A 21,106-nucleotide genomic window follows, 5' to 3' on the forward strand; every position below is an offset into this window, starting at 1 on the left:
CGCTTCACGCCCTGCTGAGTTCGTCTGCGTTGCCGCTTTGCCGTCTCAGTGGTGGCGCATTATAGGGAGTTCTCGCCGGGTGACAAGTGTTTATTGCAAAAAAATAGCTGAGCGTCTCTTTTTTGAGCGAAAGCGTTAAAAACAGGCATTATATGACCAATTAATGGCCAAAATGGCCTCGTAAGAGGCACAAATCAACGTCATCGCCTGTAACTGCAATGCTATTCTTTTCTGATAATGCTGTTTGCCAGCATCACTAATAGAAGGATTTTCGATGATTCGTTCTGCGCGCAGTATGGCTGGCTTGCCGTGGATAGCCGCAATGGCGTTTTTTATGCAGGCACTCGACGCAACCATTCTAAATACAGCGCTGCCGGCCATTGCCACCAGCCTTGAACGCTCCCCCCTTGCTATGCAATCCGCCGTTATCAGCTATACCCTGACTGTCGCAATGCTGATACCCGTCAGCGGCTGGCTGGCCGATCGATTTGGCACGCGCCGTATTTTTATCATTGCCGTTTCACTGTTTACGCTGGGATCGCTGGCCTGTGCTCTGTCGGGTTCGCTGTCTATTCTGGTGGTGTCACGCATTGTGCAGGGTGTGGGCGGTGCTATGATGATGCCGGTGGCGCGTCTGGCTTTGCTGCGTGCCTATCCGCGCAGTGAACTGCTGCCGGTGCTTAACTTTGTGACAATGCCGGGTCTGGTCGGGCCTATCCTCGGACCGATGCTGGGAGGCCTGCTGGTTACCTACGCCAGCTGGCACTGGATTTTCCTGATCAATATTCCCATTGGTATTGCCGGTATTTTTTACGCGCGTAAATATATGCCGGATTTCACCACGCCCAAGCGCCGCTTCGATTTTTTTGGCTTTCTTCTCTTCGGCCTGGGGCTGGTGCTGATCTCAGTGGGCATTGAGCTTTTCGGCGAGCGCATTGTTGCGTCATGGCAGGCGTTACTGGTGCTGTCTGGCGGCTTTGCACTGCTGCTTCTTTATATAATGCATGCGCGGCGCCATCCCGCACCGCTGATTGGTCTGCCGATGTTCCGCACCCGTACCTTTTCTGTCGGTATCCTCGGCAATATTGCAGCGCGTCTCGGAACCGGCTGTATCCCCTTTCTGATGCCGCTGATGCTGCAGGTGGGCTTTGGCTATCCGGCCATTATTGCAGGCTGCATGATGGGGCCTACAGCGGTAGGCTCGCTGCTGGCTAAATCGACGGTGACGCAGGTGCTGCGCCGCTTTGGCTATCGCCGCACCCTGGTGGGCATTACCATCATTATCGGTATCCTGATCGCCAGCTTCTCGCTGCAGTCGCCGGGTGAGGGCGCGGTTATGCTGCTTATAGCACTGTTTATGCTGGGCATGGCGATGTCAACGCAGTTCACCGCGATGAACACGATTACACTGGCCGATCTGAATGATGACAACGCCAGCGGCGGCAATAGCGTACTGGCGGTAACGCAGCAGGTCTCTATCAGCTTTGGTGTCGCGGTCAGCGCGGCGGTGCTGCGCTTTTACCAGGATTTTGAAAGTACGACCGTGCAGCAGTTCCACGCTACGTTTCTGACGATGGGCGCAATCACTGTGCTTTCTGCCGCCGCGTTTTTGTTACTGCGGTCGGGCGACGGGCGTAACCTGATTGCCAATCGGGAAAAGAAAAAGAAAACCGCTTAAACAGAACCGCGTTCCACCAGCTCCGGCGTCAGCACCAGCGTTTGCTGGCTGGCGTCGGGGGCGCCCATGCGGTGAATCAATGTATCGATCGCCAGCTCGCCCAGCTCATCTTTTGGCTGATGTACCGTGGTCAGCGGCGGTGTCAGATAGCGGGCCAGTTCGATGTTGTCATATCCCATAACCGCAATATCCTGCGGTACCTGCAGGCCCGCCTGATACAACGCGTGATAGACGCCAACGGCCATCGCATCGTTGCTGGTAAACACAGCCTCCGGTACCGGCTCCAGCGCCAGCAGCTGCGTCATAGCATTGAATCCGCCCTGGAACTCAAAGTCGCCGTCAACCACATAACCATCAGGTACCGTTAAACCGTGCGCCGCCATCGCTTTATGAAAGCCTTCAAGGCGAAGCCGCGCCGGCGTTTTGTCCTGCGGTCCCGCAATACAGGCAATACGCCGGTAGCCTCGTTCAATCAGATGGCGGGTCGCCATTTCGCCGCCCAGTAAGGCATTATCCTGAATGATATCGCCTCGTCCTTCGAACGGTGCCCAGTCCATCATCACCATCGGCACCGAGGGATAACGGTTCAGGATCTCAGCCGAAGGCAGATGCGTCTCCGTGCACATCAACAGCAGGCCATCCACGCGCTTTTGCATCAGCGTTTCCAGGCTGCGATTCATGCGCTCTTCATCCCCTTCGGTATTGCACAGGATCAGGCTATAGCCGCGTTCGTAACAGCTGTTTTCCACGCCGCGCACGACCTCAGCATAGAAAGGGTTGCTGCTGGCCGTCAGCAACATACCGATAGTACGCGTCTGCCTGATCTTCAGGCTGCGCGCCAGCGCCGAAGGGGCATAGTTCAGCTCACGGATCGCCTGTTCAACCTTTTCGCGCACCTGCTCGCTGACAAAGCGATTGTTATTGATTACATGCGAAACGGTAGAGGTTGAGACGCCCGCCTGACGGGCAACATCTTTCATGGTAGCCAAGCGCTTATCCCTGTTGCTGCAGGAAAGCGTCGATCTCTCGGCGCCACGGTACAGCTGGCTGGGCACCGGGCCGCGTAACGGCAATCGCCGCTGCCGCATGCGCAAACCGTACCGCATCATGCATTGCCATGCCTTCCAGCCGCGCGGTAATAAAAGCACCGTTGAAAGTGTCACCTGCGGCAATGGTGTCAACGGCCTGTACGTTAAAACCGGGAATGCGCTCGCCGTTACCCTGTTCGCTCAGCCATACGCCGCGCCGCCCCAGCGTAATCAGCACGGTGCGGATCCCTTTGGCATGCAGCACCTGCGCTGCCTGTGCGGCCTCAGCGTCACTGGTAACGGCAATCCCGGTCAGGATCTCCGCTTCGGTTTCGTTAGGCGTAATAATGTCAATCTGTGCCAGCAGTTCATCCGTCAGCCTGGTCGCAGGCGCCGGATTGAGGATCACCTGCGTGCCGTGCTGTCGCGCAAGCTGCGCTGCCGTCAGCACGCTTTCCAGCGGGGATTCCAGCTGCATCAGCAGCGCCTCAGCGTCAGCGATCACCTGCTGATGACGCTGCACATAGTCTGGCGTCAGCGCGGCGTTCGCGCCGGCATAAATGCCGATGTTGTTTTCACCTTCACCGTTGACGAAGATCATCGCCACGCCGGTTGCCTCTGACGGGATGGCTTCAACCGGCGCGATATCAATATTGTCGCGCTGCAGCTGCTCACAGATGCGTTCGCCCGTGTCATCGCCGCCTACACAGGCGATAAAGGCGATGTCAGCACCCGCGCGTCCGGCTGCCACCGCCTGATTAGCGCCTTTACCGCCAAACGCAATCTGATACGCCTTACCGATAACGGTTTCACCGGGGCGCGGGAAGTGACTCAGGTTCAGGATATGATCGGCGTTGATGCTGCCCATTACCGCCAGTTTTGCGCATTTACTCATAGGGAGAGATCCAGGAAGTTGCGTCACCCTGAGGGTGACGCGAGGCCACGCTTTTCTTTGGTTTTATTTAGTGACGAGTTTCAGGTCAACCGGGTTGATCGCCTGCACTTTTTCACCTTTCAGCACTTTGTCTGCGGTATCCACGCCAATCATACCAATCTTGTCCGGCATCTGCGCCACGGTTGCGGTCAGTTTACCGGACTCTACCGCTTTCACACCGTCAGCCGTACCATCAAATCCGACCACCAGCACATCGGTTTTACCAGCCGTCTGCAGCGCACGCAGCGCACCCAGCGCCATCTCATCGTTTTGTGCAAAGACCGCCTGCACATCCGGATGCGCCTGCAGCAGGTTCTGCATCACGTTCAGCCCTTTAGTACGATCGAAGTCAGCCGGCTGGCTGGCAAGAATAGCAAATTTGTGTGCGTCAGCGGCCTGTTTAAAGCCTTCACCGCGCTCGCGCGCGGCTGATGTGCCGGCGATGCCCTGCAGCTCAATGATTTTTGCGCCGTCACCCACTTTTTTCGCAATAAAATCACCCGCCATTTTACCGCCAAAGCGGTTGTCAGAGGCGACGTGGCTCACTACCTTGCCCTGTGCTGCCATACGGTCCAGCGTGATCACCGGGATATTTGCCTGGTTAGCCATTTTTACGGCGTTGCCAACAGCGTCGGAATCTGTCGGGTTGATCAGCAGCAGCTTAGTGCCGCGAACGGTCAGATCCTGCACGTTAGCCAGCTCTTTTGCCGGGTTGTTCTGGGAGTCCAGCACCACCAAGTTGTAGCCAAGCTTGTCCGCTTCTTTCTGAGCGCCATCTTTAAGCGAGACAAAGAAGGGGTTATTGAGGGTAGAAACCACCAGCGCAATCGTATCCTTAGCCATTGCGCCGGCACTCAGGGTGGCGCCAAGAATGACGGCCAGTGCCGTTAATTTTTTCATTTACAGGATCCTGTGTGAGGGTCAGAGTTATTTACTGCTTTTGTTATCTACCAGCACCGCCAGTAAAATCACGACGGCTTTAACAATCATCTGGTAGTAGGAAGATACGCCCATCAGGTTCAGGCCATTATTCAGGAAGCCCAGAATCAGCGCGCCAATCAGCGTACCCATAATACGGCCTTTACCACCTGCCAGGCTGGTGCCGCCCAGTACCACCGCAGCAATCGCATCCAGCTCATAACCGGTGCCAGCCGTAGGCTGTGCTGATGAGAGGCGGGCGACTTCAATCGTGCCCGCCAGCGCCGCCAGCAGGCCGCTCAGTGCATAAACGGTAATTTTGACGCGGTTAACGCTGATGCCTGACAGCCGGGTAGCGGCCTCATTACCGCCCAGCGCATAGATATAGCGGCCCAGACGGGTGTGGTGCAGCATGTACCACGCCAGCGCAAACACCAGCGCCATCAACCATACCGGCGTCGGGATCCCCAGCGGACGACCGATACCGAACCAGCCAAACAGATCGGCATTTTCACTGAAGCCGGTATTCACCGGACTCCCGTCGGTGTAAACCATCGTGACGCCGCGCAGCAGCAGCATCATTACCAGCGTGGCGATAAACGCCTGCACCTTGCCGCGCGCAACTATCACGCCGGTGATCCCGCCAATAAACGCGCCCAGCGCCAGGGAAGCGGCAACGGCAACCAGCGCATTGACCTCCATGCCGACAATAGACGCGGCAACCGCACCGGTAAGCGCCAGCAGCGATCCCACCGACAGGTCGATGCCTGACGTCAGGATCACCAGCGTCATCCCCACCGCCATAATGGCGTTGACCGAGGTCTGCTGCAGAATGTTGAACATGTTGGCCAGCGTAAAGAAGTTCGGGCTCTGGCTGGCGACCACGGCGATCAGCACAATCAGCGCAATCAGTGACTTCTGCTCCAGCAGCCAGCTTTTGCTGAACCAGCGGCGGCTGGCAGGTAGGGTGTGGGTACTCATACGACTAAATCCTCGCTGTGTTGCTTACCGACCGCCGCCGCCATCAGGGATTCCTGGGTAGCCTGCTCGCGGGAAAATTCGCCACTGATATGGCCTTCATGCATCACCAGAATGCGATCGCTCATGCCCAGTACTTCCGGCATTTCCGATGACACCAGGATGATGCTCAGCCCTTCCGCTTTGAACTGATTAATTAACTGATAAATCTCTTTTTTGGCACCCACATCGACACCGCGCGTAGGTTCGTCCAGGATCAGCACGTCCGGACGGGTCATCAGGCCGCGGGCAATCGCCACCTTTTGCTGATTACCGCCAGAGAGCAGGCCGATCGGCTGCATCATTGAGGGCGTTTTTACATTGAACAGGCGGATAAAATCGCCTACCGCCAGCTGCTCTTCCGCATGCTTCAGATTACCGCCGGCGTGGCTGAAATAGCGCAGCGCCGTCAGCGACATGTTCTCTTTTACCGACATTCCGAGCACCAGTCCGTCGCGCTTACGATCTTCAGAGATATACACGATACCGCTGGCGAGCCCCTCCTGCGGCGAACGTACGGTCACAGTACGGCCATTGAGCGTGACGCTGCCGCTGCGACGCGGCAGGGCGCCATACAGCACTTTCATCAGTTCAGTTCGCCCGGCCCCCATCAGCCCTGAAATTCCCAGAATTTCGCCTTTGCGCAGGGTAAAGCTGACATCCTCCACGCCTGAGCCACAGAGCTTTTCAACCTGCAGGCGGATTTCACCGGGCGATTGATCGAGACGGGGATACTGATCTTCCAGCTTGCGTCCCACCATCATCTCAATCAGCTGCTCTTCGCTCAGATCGCTGACGGCGCGTTCGGCAATAAACTGCCCGTCACGGAAGACGGTTACGTCATCGCAGATCTCAAAAATTTCTTTCATACGGTGCGAGATATAGACGATGCCGCACCCCTGCGCTTTCAGTTCATTGATAACGTGAAACAGCGACAGCGTTTCGGTATCCGTTAGCGCATCCGTCGGCTCATCCATGATGATGACGCGCGATTCAAAACTGAGTACTTTGGCAATCTCTACCATCTGCTGGTCGCCAATTGAGAGATCGCCCACCAGTTTGTGGCTGCTGAAACGCAGGTTGAGGCGCTTAAGCAGCGCCTCTGCCTCGCGATGCATCTTTTTCCAGTCAATACGACCAAACCGGTTTACAAACTCCCGGCCGAGGAAAATATTCTCCGCCACGCTCAGCTGCGGGATCAGATTAAGTTCCTGATGAATAATGCCGATGCCTGCCTCCTGCGACGCTTTAGGGCCGGAGAAGGCAACAGGTTCGCCCAGCCACTGCAGCGACCCGGCGTCCATGGTGTAGATGCCGGTCAGCACCTTCATCATGGTGGATTTACCAGCCCCGTTTTCGCCCACCAGCGCCATAACACGCCCCGGATAGACCGCCAGCGAGGCACCATTCAGCGCCTTTACGCCAGGAAACGACTTTTCGATTCCTTTAAGTTGCAGTAATGGTTGCATAGCGGCCTCAGAAGGTGACGCCAGCGCTCAGGATGACATTCGCATACGGAGAACACTCTCCGCTGCGAATGACCGCCTGGCTGCGCTGCGTCTGTTGTTTGAACTGTTCATGACTGATGTAACGGACGGTGATGCTATTCCCCTGGTGCTGTTGCAACGCTTCGAGCACGGCGAGCAGCTGGCTGTGAAGCTGCGGATTGTGTTCTTTTATCTCCTCCGCAATCAGGGCGCTTTCTACCTGCATCTCCTGTGTAACTACCTCCACAACCTGTAAAAATCGGGGCGTACCGGGCGTTAACGCCAGGTCAATACGCAGAGGGCCGTGCGGAACAGGCAGACCCGCGTCCGCAATAGTCAGCGTATCGGTATGCCCGAGGCGGGCAATCACATGAGAGAGTTCAGCGTGTAACAGGCGACCTTTTTTCATTTCATCCACTCCACAGCGAAACGTTTCGCTATGGAGCAGTGTATAAAAGCAGCATAGTAACGCAATGACACCATCACGGAAGTGTGATCGTCATCGAAACGTTTCGCTGTCAGCCGGGAAAATTTGGGTAAGGGAGTGCTGAGTGGCGGAGAGCATAATGATATGGCCCCCACCAGAATGAATGAAGCCACTCAGGCAGTGGCTTCACAGCAGAGTTATGGCAGCTTGCGAACCTGTTTTACGTCAAGCTCAGTGGCGTTAAAATCTTTATCCAGCTCGCCCGTCAGTTCGACGCGATCTTTTGGCGTAATGGTCACGCCGTTCCAGCGCTTGTGGTCAATTTCCACTTTCATCGTGCCGCTGCTGTCGCGGAACAGATAATCTTCATCGCCAGTCTGCTTTTCCAGCGTCCCGCGCACGGTGATCCAGCTGTCATCTTTCATCTCTTCAGCCTGTTTTACCGTCACGACGCTGGCTTCACCCGCTTTAAAACCGCCCGCTTTGTTACTTTGTGCGGCTGGCGCAGCGGGATCCATAAAGCCGCCCTGCGGCGCAGCAAGTACCGGTGCGGTGGCCAGGGCAATCAGGGTCAGTAACGCGATACGTGTTTTCATTAGTTACCTCATTTCTGTGAACAGGTGGAATATCAGCAGTAGACCAGAGAGTTCTTAACAGGATCTTAAGAAGCGCTGTTTTTTGCCGTTGCATGAAAAATAGCTGAAAATTGCGCTGCTGCGCTGTACAAGGCCCGGCTGGCTTCGTATAACTCGCCTGTAGCCGGGGGAGAGCACAATGCGCATTTTGTTGATCGAAGATGACACGCTGATTGGTGACGGGCTAAAGGCTGGCCTGACGAAACTGGGATTCAGCGTCGACTGGTTTATATCCGGCGAAGCGGGCTATCAGGCGCTGGGCGCGGCGCCCTGGGATGCGGTGGTGCTGGATCTGTCGCTGCCGGAACGCGACGGGCTGGAGATCCTGCGCCAGTGGCGCGCTGCAGGCGCGGATATTCCGGTGCTGATCCTGACCGCGCGCGACGCGCTCGACCAGCGCGTACAGGGTTTACAGCTGGGCGCCGATGACTATCTCTGCAAACCGTTCGCCCTTACCGAAGTGGCTGCGCGCCTGCAGGCGCTGATCCGCCGCCGGCATGGTCAGCTGCAGCCGGAGCTGCGGCACGGCAATGTTGTGATGCAGCCAGCCAGCCACAGCGTCCTGCTGAATGGCGAACCGCTTGAATTAAAAAGCCGGGAACTGGCGCTGCTGGAGCTGTTTCTGCGTCATCCGGCGCAGGTGCTGACGCGCAGCCAGCTTGAAGAGAAGCTCTACAGCTGGGACGACGATGTCTCCAGCAACGCGGTTGAGGTACATATTCATCATCTGCGCAAAAAGCTGGGCAGTCAGTTTATCCGCACCGTGCACGGTATTGGCTATACGCTGGGAGCGGCAGAATGAGCCTGTTTGTACGCCTGGCAACAGGTTTTGTGCTCCTGATCCTGCTGTGCGGAGCCAGCGCCGGCTGGAGCGCGTGGCAGCAGACGCGCGACACGGTTAATGAACTGTTTGATACCCAGCAGATGCTGTTTGCCAAACGGCTGCTGGCGCTCGATCCCACCAGCCTGCATCAGGCTGTATTACCCCGAACCAAAGCCCTTTTACGCCATCACCGCGGCGATCAGGATGATGACGCCCTGGCATTTGCGGTGTTCCGCACCGACGGTACGCCGCTGCTCAGCGACGGCGAGAACGGGCGCGGGTTATCGTTTGATACGCGACGCGACGGCTTTCGCGACGGGCAGCTGCGTGACGACGATGAGCGCTGGCGTCTGCTCTGGCTGACGTCACCTGATAAACAGTATCGCGTGGTAGTGGGGCAGGAGCAGGAGTACCGGGATGATATGACGCGCGATCTGGCGTCCGCCACCCTGCTGCCGTGGCTTGTCGCGATGCCGTTTATGCTGCTGCTGCTGCTCTTGCTGGTGTGGTATGAACTGCGGCCGCTGAAGCAGCTGGCGCACCGGCTGCAGCAGCGTGCGCCGGATGACGCGACCACGCTGCCGGTTACGCATCTGCCGCGTGAGGTACAGCCGCTGGTAGCGGCGCTCAACGATCTCTTCGGACGCACGGCGCAGCTGGTACAGCGCGAGCGTCGCTTCACCTCCGATGCCGCCCATGAACTGCGCAGCCCGCTGGCTGCCCTGCGCGTGCAAAGTGAGGTGATCCAGCTGGCCGAAGATGATGAGCAGGTGCGACGGCGGGCGCTGCAGCAGCTCGATAGCGGTATCATCCGTGCGACCCGGCTGGTGGATCAGTTGCTGACGCTGTCGCGCGTTGAAGCGGACGATCTGCGCAGTGAGTTTCAGCCGGTCGCGCTGCTCCCGCTGCTGCAGGCGCTGGTCGCTGAACATCTGCCGCAGGCCGCAGCGCAGCAGACAGAAATCACACTGACCAGCGATGCCGCGCCGGTGATGAACGGTCATCCGCTGCTGCTGAGCCTGATGATACGTAATCTGCTGGATAATGCGCTGCGCTATGCGCCGGCACAGAGCCGGATAGCGCTGCGGCTGGAGACGGACAGCATAGTGGTTGAAGATAATGGTGCGGGCGTATCGGACGAGCAGCTGGCGCGGCTCGGCGAACGCTTCTGGCGCCCGCCCGGCCAGGTCCAGAGCGGCAGCGGCCTGGGGCTGTCGATTGTGAAAAATATTGCGCAGCTGCACGACCTGCAGCTGCACTTCAGTCACGCCGTGCCGCAGGGGCTGCGCATCACGCTAATCCGGCAACGCAGCGGCGCTAAATCTCGACCTGCGTACCCAGCTCGATAACACGGTTAGGCGGGATTTCAAACTGATCCGGCGCGCGCAGCGCATTACGCTGCAGCGTCAGGAACAGTTTGCCGCGCAGGCGCAGATACCAGGGCCGCTTACCGATGATCAGCGATTCATGCGACATAAAGAATGAGGTCTCCATCATCCGGCAGTTAAGCCCCTCCAGACCGCAGCGGTGAAAAATCTCCTCCACATTTGGCGTCTCGCGCCAGCCGTAGCTCGCCACCACACGCCAGAACGTAGGCGACAGCTGTTCAATGGTGACCCGGCGTACGTTATGCACATAAGGTGAATCTTCCGTACGCAGCGTCAGCAGCACCACGCGCTCATGCAGCACCTTGTTGTGCTTGAGGTTATGCAGCATCGCGAAGGGGATCACGTTCAGCGCACGCGACATATATACCGCCGTACCCGGTACACGTACCGGCGGTGATTTCTCCAGTGAAGCGATCATCGCATCGAGCGAATTGCCGTGCTCATGCATGCGGCGCAGCAGACGAAAGCGCTCACTTTTCCAGGTCGTCATGATGATGAACATCATCAGCGCCAGCGTCAGCGGCAGCCAGCCGCCGGAGAAGACTTTAATCAGATTAGCGGAGAACAGCGACACATCAATGCAGAGCATCGCGGCCAGCATCAGCATGACCAGATAGCGGTTCCAGTGCCAGTTCTGAATCGCCACCGTGGCACAGAGGATCGCCGTCAGCACCATGGTGCCGGTCACAGCAATGCCGTAGGCCGCCGCCAGATTACTGGAGTGCTCAAAACCAACAATCACAATCACCACCGCGGCGTAGAGCAGCCAGTTAATGACCGGAATGTAGATCTGTCCTGACTCCTCTTCAGAGGTGTGAACAATGCGCATCGGCGGCAGATAACCGAGCCGCACCGCCTGACGCGTCAGGGAAAAGACGCCGGAGATCACCGCCTGTGAGGCGATAACCGTTGCCAGCGTGGCGAGCAGCAGCATCGGGATCAGCATCCAGTCCGGTGCCAGCAGGAAAAACGGGTTCTTTATCGCTTCCGGATGCGCCAGCAGCAGCGCACCCTGGCCAAAATAGTTCAGCACCAGCGAAGGCAGCACCACCACAAACCACGCCAGACGGATCGGAAATTTGCCGAAGTGTCCCATGTCCGCATAGAGCGCTTCGACGCCGGTGATCGCCAGTACCACCGCACCCAGCGCAAAAAAGGAGACCGACTTGTACTGAACGAAGAAGTGCAGCGCCCAGTAAGGATTCATCGCGTGCAGTACATCAGGGTTATTCAGGATGCTGCGCGCGCCCAGCACGGCCAGCACCAGAAACCATACCAGCATAACCGGCGCAAACAGCTTGCCTACGATACCGGTGCCCTGTTTCTGGATCATAAACAGCAGCGTCAGCACGGCAATCGCCAGCGGGACGATCCAGGTGTCGAGACCGGGCGCGGCGATCTCCAGTCCCTCAATCGCTGAGAGCACCGATACGGCCGGGGTGATCACCACCTCACCATAAAAGAAGCTGCCGCCAATCAGCCCCATGATCACCAGAACGGCTGTGGCACGCGCGCCGGTGTGGCGACCCGCGAGCGACATCAGCGTCAGAATTCCGCCTTCACCCGCATTGTCCGCGCGCATGACGTAGCTGATATATTTCAGCGAAACCACCAGAATCAGCAGCCAGAAGATCAGCGATAAAAAGCCGAATACCGCTTCGCGTTCAACGCCAAAGCCGAACTGGCCGGAAAGGCATTCACGTAAGGTATACAGCGGGCTGGTGCCAATGTCGCCATAGACCACGCCGATTGCAGCCAGCGTGACGGCGCTAAGAGACTGTTTCTTATCCGAGCTCATAGGGTGTCTTGTGTTGGAGCCGTTGCGACTCAGGCCATCAAAAAGCGCACAGTATGCACATAATTGGCAGAAACCAACAGACAGCGCTGATGATAATACGCAGCGTAATCTGCTTTTTCGCCGAAAATCCTGCAGAAAACGGGCTGAAAACCGCACGTTGTGCTGACACAACCTTCTGAAAAAAAAAAGCTGACGGCTATCAACGCATTCAAGCATGATAAACAGTAGAGTATTGCGCTCGCCAGACCGTAACGGCACCAGGTTCAGAAGGACAATGATGTGATTATGGCTCAACCCCATCTGTTGGCAGAAAGAATTTCCCGACTGAGTAATGCGCTGGAAAAAGGGCTGTATGAACGGCACCATGCCATTCGCCTCTGCCTGCTGGCAGCGTTAAGCGGCGAAAGCGTTTTTCTGCTCGGCCCACCCGGCATTGCCAAAAGCCTGATCGCCCGTCGCCTTAAATATGCTTTCCAGCACGCCCGCGCGTTTGAATATCTGATGACCCGTTTCTCCACGCCGGAAGAGGTATTTGGCCCGCTGTCGATTCAGGCACTGAAAGATGAGGGCCGCTATCAGCGTCTGACCAGAGGCTATCTGCCGGATGCGGAGATTGTCTTTCTGGATGAGATCTGGAAAGCGGGTCCGGCCATTCTGAACACGCTGCTGACCGCCATTAACGAACGCCGCTTCCGGAACGGCGACTGCGAAGAGGCGATCCCGATGCGTCTGCTGGTGACCGCTTCAAACGAGCTGCCGGAAGCTGACAGCGGCCTTGAAGCGCTCTATGACCGCATGCTGATCCGCCTGTGGCTCGATAACGTACATGAGAAGCAAAATTTTCGCAGCATGCTGACCCACCAGCAGGATGAGAACGTCAATCCGGTTGCGGAGTCGCTCTGCATCAGCGATGAAGAGTATCTGCAATGGCAAAAGGGCATCAGTCAGGTAAAGCTGCCTGACGATGTGTTTGAGCTTATCTATCAGCTGCGTCAGCAGCTGGAAAACCTGCCGGATGCGCCCTACATCTCTGATCGCCGCTGGAAAAAAGCGATTCATCTGCTGCAGGCCAGCGCCTTTTATAGCGGGCGCACGGCGATTGCGCCTATCGATCTGGTTCTGCTGAAAGATTGCCTCTGGCACGACATCGCTTCGATGACGCTGCTGGACCGGGAAATGGATGCGCTGATGACGCAGCACGCCTGGCAGCAGCAGGCGATGCTGCACCGGCTGCAGCAGATCAATGCGCAGCGTCTGCAGCTGCAGCAGCAGCAGAGCGTGGCGCAGGCGCTGACGCTGGAGAAACACAGCGGCATGTTCAGCCGTAAGCCACATTATGAGCTGCCGGAGTCGGTTGCCGGCGAACAGCTGACCCTGATGCTGCAGCAGCCGCTGACGCTGCACGATATGCAGGTCAGCCATATAGTGGTAAGCCGTGAGGCCCTGGTACAGTGGCTGCTGAAAGGCGGAGATATACGCGGCAAGCTGAACGGCATCGGCTTTGCACAGTCACTCGATCTGGTGGTCGATACCCATCACTGCCTGACGTTACGCGATGTCAGCCTGCAGTCTGCGCGCCTGACGCTGCCCGGAGCGGCGAGCCTGCAGGCGCTACCGCCGGAAATCGTTGATGAATATGATGCGCTTGAGGCCCGCCTGCGGGCGCAGCGGGCGCTGTTCAGCCAGCATCAGCGCTGTCTGTTTATCAGCGATGACTGGCTGGCACGCATTGAGACCAGCCTGCAGGATGTGGCAGAGCAGCTGAAACAGGCGCGGAAATGATCTCGCTGGAGACACTCAGCACGCTGCTCTCAATTGGTGAAACGGAGCTGATTGATGAGCTGCTTCTGGCGCTGCTGGCCACACCGCAGCTGACGCTGTTTTTCGAAAAATTTCCCCGCATGAAGCAGGCGATGCTGCGCGATCTGCCGCGCTGGCGCGCTGAAATCGCCGGGCAGATGAGAGCGACGCCGGTGCCCGCCGTGCTGGCGCAAGAGTTTCAGCTGTTTGAGCAGTTACAGCTGCTCAGCAGCCGTGATTTCAGCGCTCAGCTGCCGCACCTCCTTGAGCAGCTGCAGAAGCTGCCCTCTCCTTTTCTCACCGAAGCCGGGACGCTGCTGCAGCGTAATGAAGGCCCGGAACTGAGCAACGCGCAGCACCGGCTGTTCCTGCAGCGCTGGCGACTGAGCCTGACGCTGCAGACGCTGACGCTGAATGAAACGTTACTGGAGGCGCAGCGTGAACGGCTGCTGGCGGAACTGCAGCAGCGTATGGCACTGAGCGGCCAGCTGGCGCCGGTGCTGAGCGATGAAGATGAGGCTGCCGCCGGCCGGCTGTGGGATCTCAGTAAAGCCTCGCTGCAGCCAGGCGACTACACACTGATTGTGCAATATGGTGAGTTTCTGGCGCAGCAGCCGGAGCTGATGCAGCTGGCCCAGCAGTTAGGCCGCAGCCGCGAAGCCAAATCGGTGCCGTCACGCGATGCGCCGCTGGAAGCGTTTCATCAGCTGGTGCATGAGCCAGATAACGTGCCGGAAGAGGTCAGCGGCATTCATCAGAGCGATGATGTGCTGCGCCTGCTGCCACCGGAACTGGCCGCGCTCAGTATCAGCGAACTGGAGCTGGAGTTTTACCGGCGCCTGGTAGAAAAACGCCTGCTGACCTATCGCCTGCAGGGTGATGCCTGGCATGAAAAAACCGCGCTGCGGCCGGTGAGCCATCAGCAGCATGAAACAGAACCGCGCGGTCCGTTTATTGTCTGTGTGGATACGTCCGGCTCCATGGGCGGTTTTAATGAACGCTGCGCCAAGGCCTTTTGCCTCGCGCTGCTGAAAATTGCCCTGGCAGATCGGCGTCGCTGCTACATTATGCTGTTTGCCCATGAAGTGGTCGGCTATGAGCTGACCGCCGATAACGGCATTGAACAGGCGATTCGTTTCCTCAGCCAGCGTTTTCGCGGCGGTACCGATCTGACGGCCTGCCTGAGTGCCGTGGTGCAGCGCATGGAAGGCAGCCAGTGGCAGGAGGCGGATGCGGTGATCGTATCGGACTTTATCGCCCAGCGCCTGCCGGAAGAGCTGATTAAAACCATAAAGCAGCGACAGCGGATGCAGCAGCAGCGGTTTCACGCTGTGGCGATGTCCGCGCACGGCAAACCCGGCATTCTGCGTATCTTCGATCATATCTGGCGCTTCGATACCGGGCTGAAAAGCCGCCTGCTGCGCCGCTGGACGCGCTGATTCATCTGACAGACACGCCTGTTTGCTATAGTGAATGACCCGCTGTGTTTATTCAGCTTTATGGAGTTCACTGTGACAATTGCCGATCTGCCCTGCCAGCTGCCTGCTCCGACCCGCACCCTGCGCCTTTCCGGTGGCACCGCTGAAGAGAAACGTGCCGAACTGCTCGCCTATTTCACCCAGACCTGGACGCTGTATGAAAGCCTGTTCGACTGCCTGAGCGATGAGCGTGCCTGGTTTAATAAAGCGATTTCGCTGCGCCATCCGCTGATTTTCTATTTTGGCCATACCGCATCTTTCTATATCAACAAGCTGATGGCGGGACGCTATCTCGATCGGCGTGTTGACGCGCGCATTGAGGCGATGATGGCGATTGGTGTGGATGAGATGAGCTGGGACGATCTTAATGACGCCCACTACGACTGGCCCGGTGTGGCAGAAGTGCGCGACTACCGCGGCAAAGTGAAAGCGCTGGTGACTGATTTTATCCGTACGATGCCGCTTGAGCTGCCGATCGGCTGGGAGAGTCCGGCCTGGGTGATCCTGATGGGCATTGAGCATGAGCGCATCCATCTGGAAACCTCCAGCGTGCTGATCCGCCAGCTGCCGCTGGAGTGGGTGCAGCCGCAGCCCGCCTGGCCTGCCTGCCCGCTGGCGCGTCACGATCGCGCCGCGGTGCCGGAAAACAGTCTGATTGCGCTGGCGGGTGGATCGGTGCTGCAGGGAAAAACGGATGAGACTTATGGCTGGGACAATGAGTATGGCCATCAGAAAACCGAGCTCGGACCCTTTCAGGCCAGCAAAATGCTGGTCAGCAACGCGGAGTTTTATCAGTTTGTCGCGGCCGGTGGCTATCAGACGGCGCGCTGGTGGGATGAAGAGGGAGAGGGCTGGCGCACGTTTGCCGGAGCGCAGATGCCTACCTTCTGGGTCGGTGATATCGCCCAACCTGACGCGCTGCGCCTGCGCCTGATGACGCAGGAAGTCCCGATGCCGTGGGACTGGCCGGCTGAAGTTAATCAGCTGGAAGCGGCCGCCTTCTGCCGCTGGCTGGCAGACAAAAGCGGTAAGACAATTCAGCTGCCGTGTGAGGCGGAATATATGCTGCTGCGCGAACAGGTCAGCGGCGATCAGCCAGACTGGGAGCAGGCGCCCGGTAATATCAACCTCGCGTACTGGGCCTCCTCCTGTCCGGTGGATCATTTTTCCCAGGGCGCGTTCTTTGATCTGGTGGGGAACGTCTGGCAGTGGACCACCACGCCCATCAATGGCTTTGAAGGATTTCGCGTCCATCCGCTGTATGACGATTTTTCCACGCCGACCTTTGACGGCAAGCATGCCATCATCAAAGGCGGCAGCTGGATCTCAACCGGTAATGAGGCGTTAAAATCGTCGCGCTACGCGTTTCGCCGCCACTTTTTCCAGCATGCCGGCTTCCGTTACGTGGTGTCGGCGCATCAGGAGAGTATGCAGCTTAACCCGTATGAAACCGACGGCATGGTGTCGCAGTATCTCGATTTCCAGTACGGGCCTGGCTACTACGGCGTGGAAAATTATGCCGAAAAACTGATTGAGCTGGTGCTGCCGCACTGCCATCAGCGCGGGCATGCGCTGGATATCGGCTGTGCCACCGGTCGCGCCAGCTTTGCTCTGGCGCGTCACTTTGCTGCCGTTACCGGCATGGACTACTCCGCACGCTTTATCGACGTGGCGCTGCAGCTCACCTCCGGTGAGGATTTCCGCTATGTAGTACCGGAGGAGGGCGAGCTGGTGGCGTATCGCCAGGTGCGCCTGAAGGAGATCGGCACTGACCGGCAGCAGGCGGAGCGGATCCAATTCGTTCAGGGTGACGCCTGTAACCTGAAGCCGCAGCCGGATCGGTACGATCTGGTGCTGGCCGCCAATCTGATCGATCGTCTGCGTCAGCCAAAGCGTTTCCTGCAGGATATCGCACCGATGATCCGTCAGGGCGGCGTGCTGGCGATCTCTTCACCTTACACCTGGCTTGAGGAGTTCACGCCGAAAGAGAACTGGCTGGGCGGTATCCGCGAAAACGGCGAAGCGCTGACCACCTGCCAGGCACTGCAGCGGCTTCTGCGCGACGAGTTTGATGAAATCGCGCCGCCGCAGGATGTTCCCTTCGTGATCCGCGAAACCGCACGCAAGTTTCAGCACACCCAGGCGCAGCTTACGCTCTGGCGTAAGCGCTAAAAGCGTGCAGACTGCGGCATGCCCGCAGTCTGCATCTTGCCTGCCCCGCTAAATTCCTGCACATTCACCTCTGTTCAGCGAAGACGAATTTAAGAGGAAGGATGATGGCAGAACATCTGCAACTGGATAATCTCGACCGCGGCATACTCAATGCGCTGCTGGAGAACGCCCGCACGGCTTACGCAGAGCTGGCAAAGCAGTTCAATGTCAGCCCCGGCACGATTCATGTTCGCGTTGAGAAAATGCGTCAGGCCGGCATTATTCTCGGTACGCGCGTGGAAATCGATCCACGCCAGCTGGGATTCGATGTTTGCTGCTTTATTGGCATCATTCTGAAGAGCGCACGCGACTATCCGGCAGCGCTCAGCAAGCTTGAGGCGCTGGATGAGGTGGTTGAAGCCTGGTATACCACCGGTCACTACAGCATCTTTATTAAGGTCATGTGCCGATCTATCGATGCGCTGCAGCAGGTGCTGATCAACAAGATCCAGACTATTGATGAGATCCAGTCCACTGAGACGCTGATCTCGCTGCAAAACCCGATCATGCGTACCATCAAGCCCTGAACCGCACCAGCCTGTGCATAACGTTATGCAGCAGGGATCCGGTGCGGTATCCGGTTTGTCGGCGGATGCTTTCTGTTATTAACCCTGTTTTCCACAGGTGGATCACGGCTTGATCACAGCGTACAATGCCTGCCTTTAGTGCGGGAGACGATCATGGCTGATATTACCTTAATCACCGGCAGTACCCTTGGCAGTGCCGAATATGTCGCAGAACATTTAGAAGAGAAGCTGCAGGATGCGGGCTTCAAAACCAGCGTACTGCACGGCCCGGCGCTTGATGAGGTGCCTGATTCGGGTATCTGGCTGGTGGTAACGTCCACACACGGCGCCGGTGAATTGCCGGACAATCTGCTGCCCTTTTATGAGGCGCTGCAGACTGAAAAGCCCGATCTTTCCGCCGTGCGCTTTGGCGCAGCAGGCATCGGCAACCGCGAATACGATCTTTTCTGTGGCGCAATCAAAACCCTGGAGGCTCAGCTGATCGCGCTGGGCGCAACGCGCATCGGGGAACGGCTGGAAATCGACATGCTTGAGCATGAAATACCGGAAGATGCCGCTGAAGCCTGGGTCGCTGGCTGGATTGAGCAGATCTGACGGATCGTAACCGGCAGGGGATCGGGAAATAGTCACGATCCCCAGACGATTACACTGTATTTCTTCCGGATCCTTCCAATCTCCTGTGGATAAACCAGCCTGAATCATGCGTATAACCGGTAGTTATCCCAGGAATAACCGCTGATGATTTTTTCATCTGTGGATAACCAGCAAAGTTGATCCCAGCTTATCTGGATCAGGATCACCGATCTTTCACAACAAACGATCCTTCCCAGGCTAATGTAAAATAACGGGTTTGCCACGTTATCCACAGAAACTGGCGATCCTAATAAGAGATCTAACAAGAAGATCATATAAAAGAGTAAAGATCCTTTCTATAAACACGCAGGATCCGCCGCTTTCGCCTGAACCATAATTTCAGTAGAATCCACCGCCCAGGGCAACGATCCCTGTCTGAACTTTAACGAGGACCCACTTCATGTTTTATCCAGATCCTTTTGACGTCATCGTAATCGGTGGTGGTCATGCGGGTACCGAAGCCGCTATGGCGGCCGCCCGAATGGGTCAGCAGACGCTGTTACTCACGCATAACATCGACACGCTGGGACAGATGTCCTGCAATCCGGCAATCGGTGGTATCGGGAAAGGACACCTGGTAAAGGAAGTGGACGCCCTCGGCGGCCTGATGGCCACGGCAATCGATCAGGCAGGTATCCAGTTTAGGATACTAAACGCCAGCAAAGGTCCGGCAGTGCGCGCTACGCGTGCTCAGGCAGACCGTGTACTGTACCGCCAGGCGGTACGCACCGCGCTGGAGAACCAGCCCAACCTGATGATCTTCCAGCAGGCGGTTGACGATCTGATCGTCGAAAACGATCGGGTGGTAGGTGCCGTCACGCAGATGGGGCTGAAATTCCGGGCTAAAAGCGTGGTGCTGACCGTTGGCACCTTCCTCGATGGCAAAATTCATATCGGTCTTGATAATTACAGCGGTGGACGCGCCGGCGATCCGCCTTCTGTCCCGCTGGCAAAACGGCTGCGGGCGCTGCCGCTGCGCGTCAACCGTCTCAAGACCGGTACGCCACCGCGTATTGATGCGCGTTCGATCGATTTCTCTGTACTGACGCCACAGCACGGTGATACGCCGATGCCGGTGTTCTCGTTTATGGGCAGCGTGGCACAGCATCCGCAGCAGGTTCCCTGCTGGATCACCTATACCAACGAACAGACGCATGATGTGATCCGTAATAATCTCGATCGCAGCCCGATGTATGCGGGCGTCATTGAGGGGATTGGTCCGCGTTACTGCCCGTCTATCGAAGATAAAGTGATGCGCTTTGCCGATCGCAACGCCCACCAGATCTTTCTGGAGCCGGAAGGGCTGACCAGCAATGAAATCTACCCGAACGGAATTTCAACCAGTCTGCCTTTTGATGTACAGATGCAGATTGTCCGTTCAATGAAAGGGCTGGAGAACGCCACCATTGTGCGCCCGGGCTATGCTATCGAGTACGATTTCTTCGATCCGCGCGATCTGAAACCCACGCTGGAGAGCAAGTTTATCCACGGTCTCTTCTTTGCCGGCCAGATCAACGGCACCACCGGTTATGAAGAAGCTGCAGCCCAGGGTCTGCTGGCTGGCCTTAACGCTGCACGGCAGTCTGCGGACAAAGAGGGCTGGGCACCGCGCCGCGATCAGGCTTATCTCGGCGTGCTAGTCGACGACCTTTGCACGCTGGGTACCAAAGAGCCATACCGCATGTTTACCTCCCGCGCCGAGTATCGTCTGATGCTGCGCGAAGATAATGCCGATCTGCGTCTGACTGAAACGGGCCGCGAGCTGGGACTGGTGGATGATGCGCGCTGGGCGCGCTATAACCAGAAGCTGGAAGCGATTGAGCAGGAGCGCCAGCGTCTGCGCAGCCTGTGGGTGCATCCGAAGTCAGAAAATGTGACTGACGTAAACAGCATCATCAGCGCACCGCTGACGAAAGAAGCCAGCGCAGAGGATCTGCTGCGTCGTCCGGAGATGACCTATGCCCGACTGATGACGCTGGCGGACTATGGTCCGGCACTGCCTGACGAACAGGCAGCCGAGCAGGTTGAAATTCAGGTTAAATATGAGGGTTACATTGCGCGTCAGCAGGAGGAGATAGACCGCCAGCTGCGCAATGAGAACACGCTGCTGCCTGTGGATCTCGATTACCGTCAGGTCAATGGCCTGTCAAATGAAGTGATCGCCAAGCTCAACGACCATAAGCCGACCTCTATTGGTCAGGCATCGCGTATTTCCGGCATCACGCCAGCTGCGATCTCAATTCTGCTGATCTATCTCAAAAAACAGGGTCTGCTGCGTAAAAGCGCCTGACTGACCACCGGGGCAGCTTCGGCTGCCCCTGTTA

General features: G+C 57.4%; 17 protein-coding genes. 9 read left to right on the forward strand and 8 right to left on the reverse strand.

What is annotated here, in order from left to right:
• Positions 1-274 precede the first annotated feature (274 nt).
• Positions 275-1,678, forward strand: coding sequence for a multidrug transporter subunit MdtD (mdtD, locus tag F3I15_RS09855; RefSeq protein ID WP_150017761.1), 1,404 nt, complete (start codon positions 275-277; stop codon positions 1,676-1,678).
• On the opposite strand, the gene rbsR is transcribed toward mdtD, so the two are convergent.
• The 7 genes from rbsR to F3I15_RS09890 form a co-directional block, all read right to left on the reverse strand.
• The gene (rbsR, locus tag F3I15_RS09860) at positions 1,675-2,658 is read right to left on the reverse strand and encodes a ribose operon transcriptional repressor RbsR (RefSeq protein WP_039381369.1); all 984 of its coding nucleotides are present in this window, start codon (positions 2,656-2,658) and stop codon (positions 1,675-1,677) included. The genes mdtD and rbsR overlap by 4 nt on opposite strands.
• A gap of 13 nt (positions 2,659-2,671) precedes the next feature.
• Positions 2,672-3,601 (reverse strand): ribokinase, encoded by a 930-nt coding sequence (gene rbsK, locus F3I15_RS09865; protein WP_150017763.1) that lies wholly within the window; start codon positions 3,599-3,601, stop codon positions 2,672-2,674.
• A gap of 63 nt (positions 3,602-3,664) precedes the next feature.
• Positions 3,665-4,540, reverse strand: coding sequence for a ribose ABC transporter substrate-binding protein RbsB (gene rbsB / locus F3I15_RS09870; RefSeq protein WP_039381376.1), 876 nt, complete (start codon positions 4,538-4,540; stop codon positions 3,665-3,667).
• Positions 4,541-4,567: 27 nt separating this feature from the next.
• Positions 4,568-5,539, reverse strand: a complete 972-nt coding sequence (rbsC, locus tag F3I15_RS09875; protein ID WP_065647909.1) for a ribose ABC transporter permease — start codon at positions 5,537-5,539, stop codon at positions 4,568-4,570.
• Positions 5,536-7,044 (reverse strand): ribose ABC transporter ATP-binding protein RbsA, encoded by a 1,509-nt coding sequence (gene rbsA, locus F3I15_RS09880; RefSeq protein WP_150017765.1) that lies wholly within the window; start codon positions 7,042-7,044, stop codon positions 5,536-5,538. The genes rbsC and rbsA overlap by 4 nt, the downstream gene beginning before the upstream one ends.
• A gap of 7 nt (positions 7,045-7,051) precedes the next feature.
• Complete coding sequence (gene rbsD / locus F3I15_RS09885; RefSeq protein WP_150017767.1) at positions 7,052-7,471, reverse strand: D-ribose pyranase; 420 nt, start codon at positions 7,469-7,471, stop codon at positions 7,052-7,054.
• A 215-nt stretch (positions 7,472-7,686) separates the two neighbouring features.
• Positions 7,687-8,085: a YgiW/YdeI family stress tolerance OB fold protein gene (locus F3I15_RS09890; protein ID WP_150017769.1), complete on the reverse strand. Its 399-nt coding sequence runs from the start codon at positions 8,083-8,085 to the stop codon at positions 7,687-7,689.
• A gap of 178 nt (positions 8,086-8,263) precedes the next feature.
• Here F3I15_RS09890 and qseB point away from each other — a divergent pair, with 178 nt between their 5' ends.
• Positions 8,264-8,926 carry a quorum sensing response regulator transcription factor QseB gene (qseB, locus tag F3I15_RS09895; protein ID WP_150017771.1) on the forward strand — a complete coding sequence of 221 codons (663 nt, stop codon included), beginning with the start codon at positions 8,264-8,266 and terminating at the stop codon, positions 8,924-8,926.
• Complete coding sequence (gene qseC, locus F3I15_RS09900) at positions 8,923-10,296, forward strand: quorum sensing histidine kinase QseC (RefSeq protein WP_150017773.1); 1,374 nt, start codon at positions 8,923-8,925, stop codon at positions 10,294-10,296. The genes qseB and qseC overlap by 4 nt, the downstream gene beginning before the upstream one ends.
• Here the strand turns inward: qseC and kup are convergent.
• Positions 10,265-12,133 carry a low affinity potassium transporter Kup gene (kup, locus tag F3I15_RS09905; RefSeq protein ID WP_150017774.1) on the reverse strand — a complete coding sequence of 623 codons (1,869 nt, stop codon included), beginning with the start codon at positions 12,131-12,133 and terminating at the stop codon, positions 10,265-10,267. The genes qseC and kup overlap by 32 nt on opposite strands.
• A 285-nt stretch (positions 12,134-12,418) precedes the next feature.
• Between kup and ravA the strand changes: the two genes are divergently transcribed.
• The 6 genes from ravA (at position 12,419) to mnmG (ending at position 21,072) form a co-directional block, all read left to right on the forward strand.
• Complete coding sequence (gene ravA, locus F3I15_RS09910; protein ID WP_150017776.1) at positions 12,419-13,915, forward strand: ATPase RavA; 1,497 nt, start codon at positions 12,419-12,421, stop codon at positions 13,913-13,915.
• Positions 13,912-15,372 (forward strand): ATPase RavA stimulator ViaA, encoded by a 1,461-nt coding sequence (gene viaA, locus F3I15_RS09915; RefSeq protein WP_150017778.1) that lies wholly within the window; start codon positions 13,912-13,914, stop codon positions 15,370-15,372. Before ravA ends, viaA begins: the two co-directional genes overlap by 4 nt.
• Before the next feature lie 72 nt (positions 15,373-15,444).
• Complete coding sequence (ovoA, locus tag F3I15_RS09920; RefSeq protein ID WP_223810704.1) at positions 15,445-17,583, forward strand: 5-histidylcysteine sulfoxide synthase; 2,139 nt, start codon at positions 15,445-15,447, stop codon at positions 17,581-17,583.
• 104 nt (positions 17,584-17,687) lie between these two features.
• The gene (gene asnC, locus F3I15_RS09925; RefSeq protein ID WP_039381403.1) at positions 17,688-18,149 is read left to right on the forward strand and encodes a transcriptional regulator AsnC; all 462 of its coding nucleotides are present in this window, start codon (positions 17,688-17,690) and stop codon (positions 18,147-18,149) included.
• A 153-nt stretch (positions 18,150-18,302) separates the two neighbouring features.
• Entirely contained in the window at positions 18,303-18,743 is a 441-nt protein-coding gene (mioC, locus tag F3I15_RS09930) for an FMN-binding protein MioC (protein WP_039381406.1), read from the forward strand.
• A gap of 439 nt (positions 18,744-19,182) precedes the next feature.
• Complete coding sequence (gene mnmG, locus F3I15_RS09935; RefSeq protein WP_150017782.1) at positions 19,183-21,072, forward strand: tRNA uridine-5-carboxymethylaminomethyl(34) synthesis enzyme MnmG; 1,890 nt, start codon at positions 19,183-19,185, stop codon at positions 21,070-21,072.
• Positions 21,073-21,106 lie beyond the last annotated feature (34 nt).

The sequence above is a fragment of the Pantoea sp. M_9 genome (assembly GCF_008631385.1).
GTDB classification, from domain to species: domain Bacteria; phylum Pseudomonadota; class Gammaproteobacteria; order Enterobacterales; family Enterobacteriaceae; genus Pantoea; species Pantoea eucrina.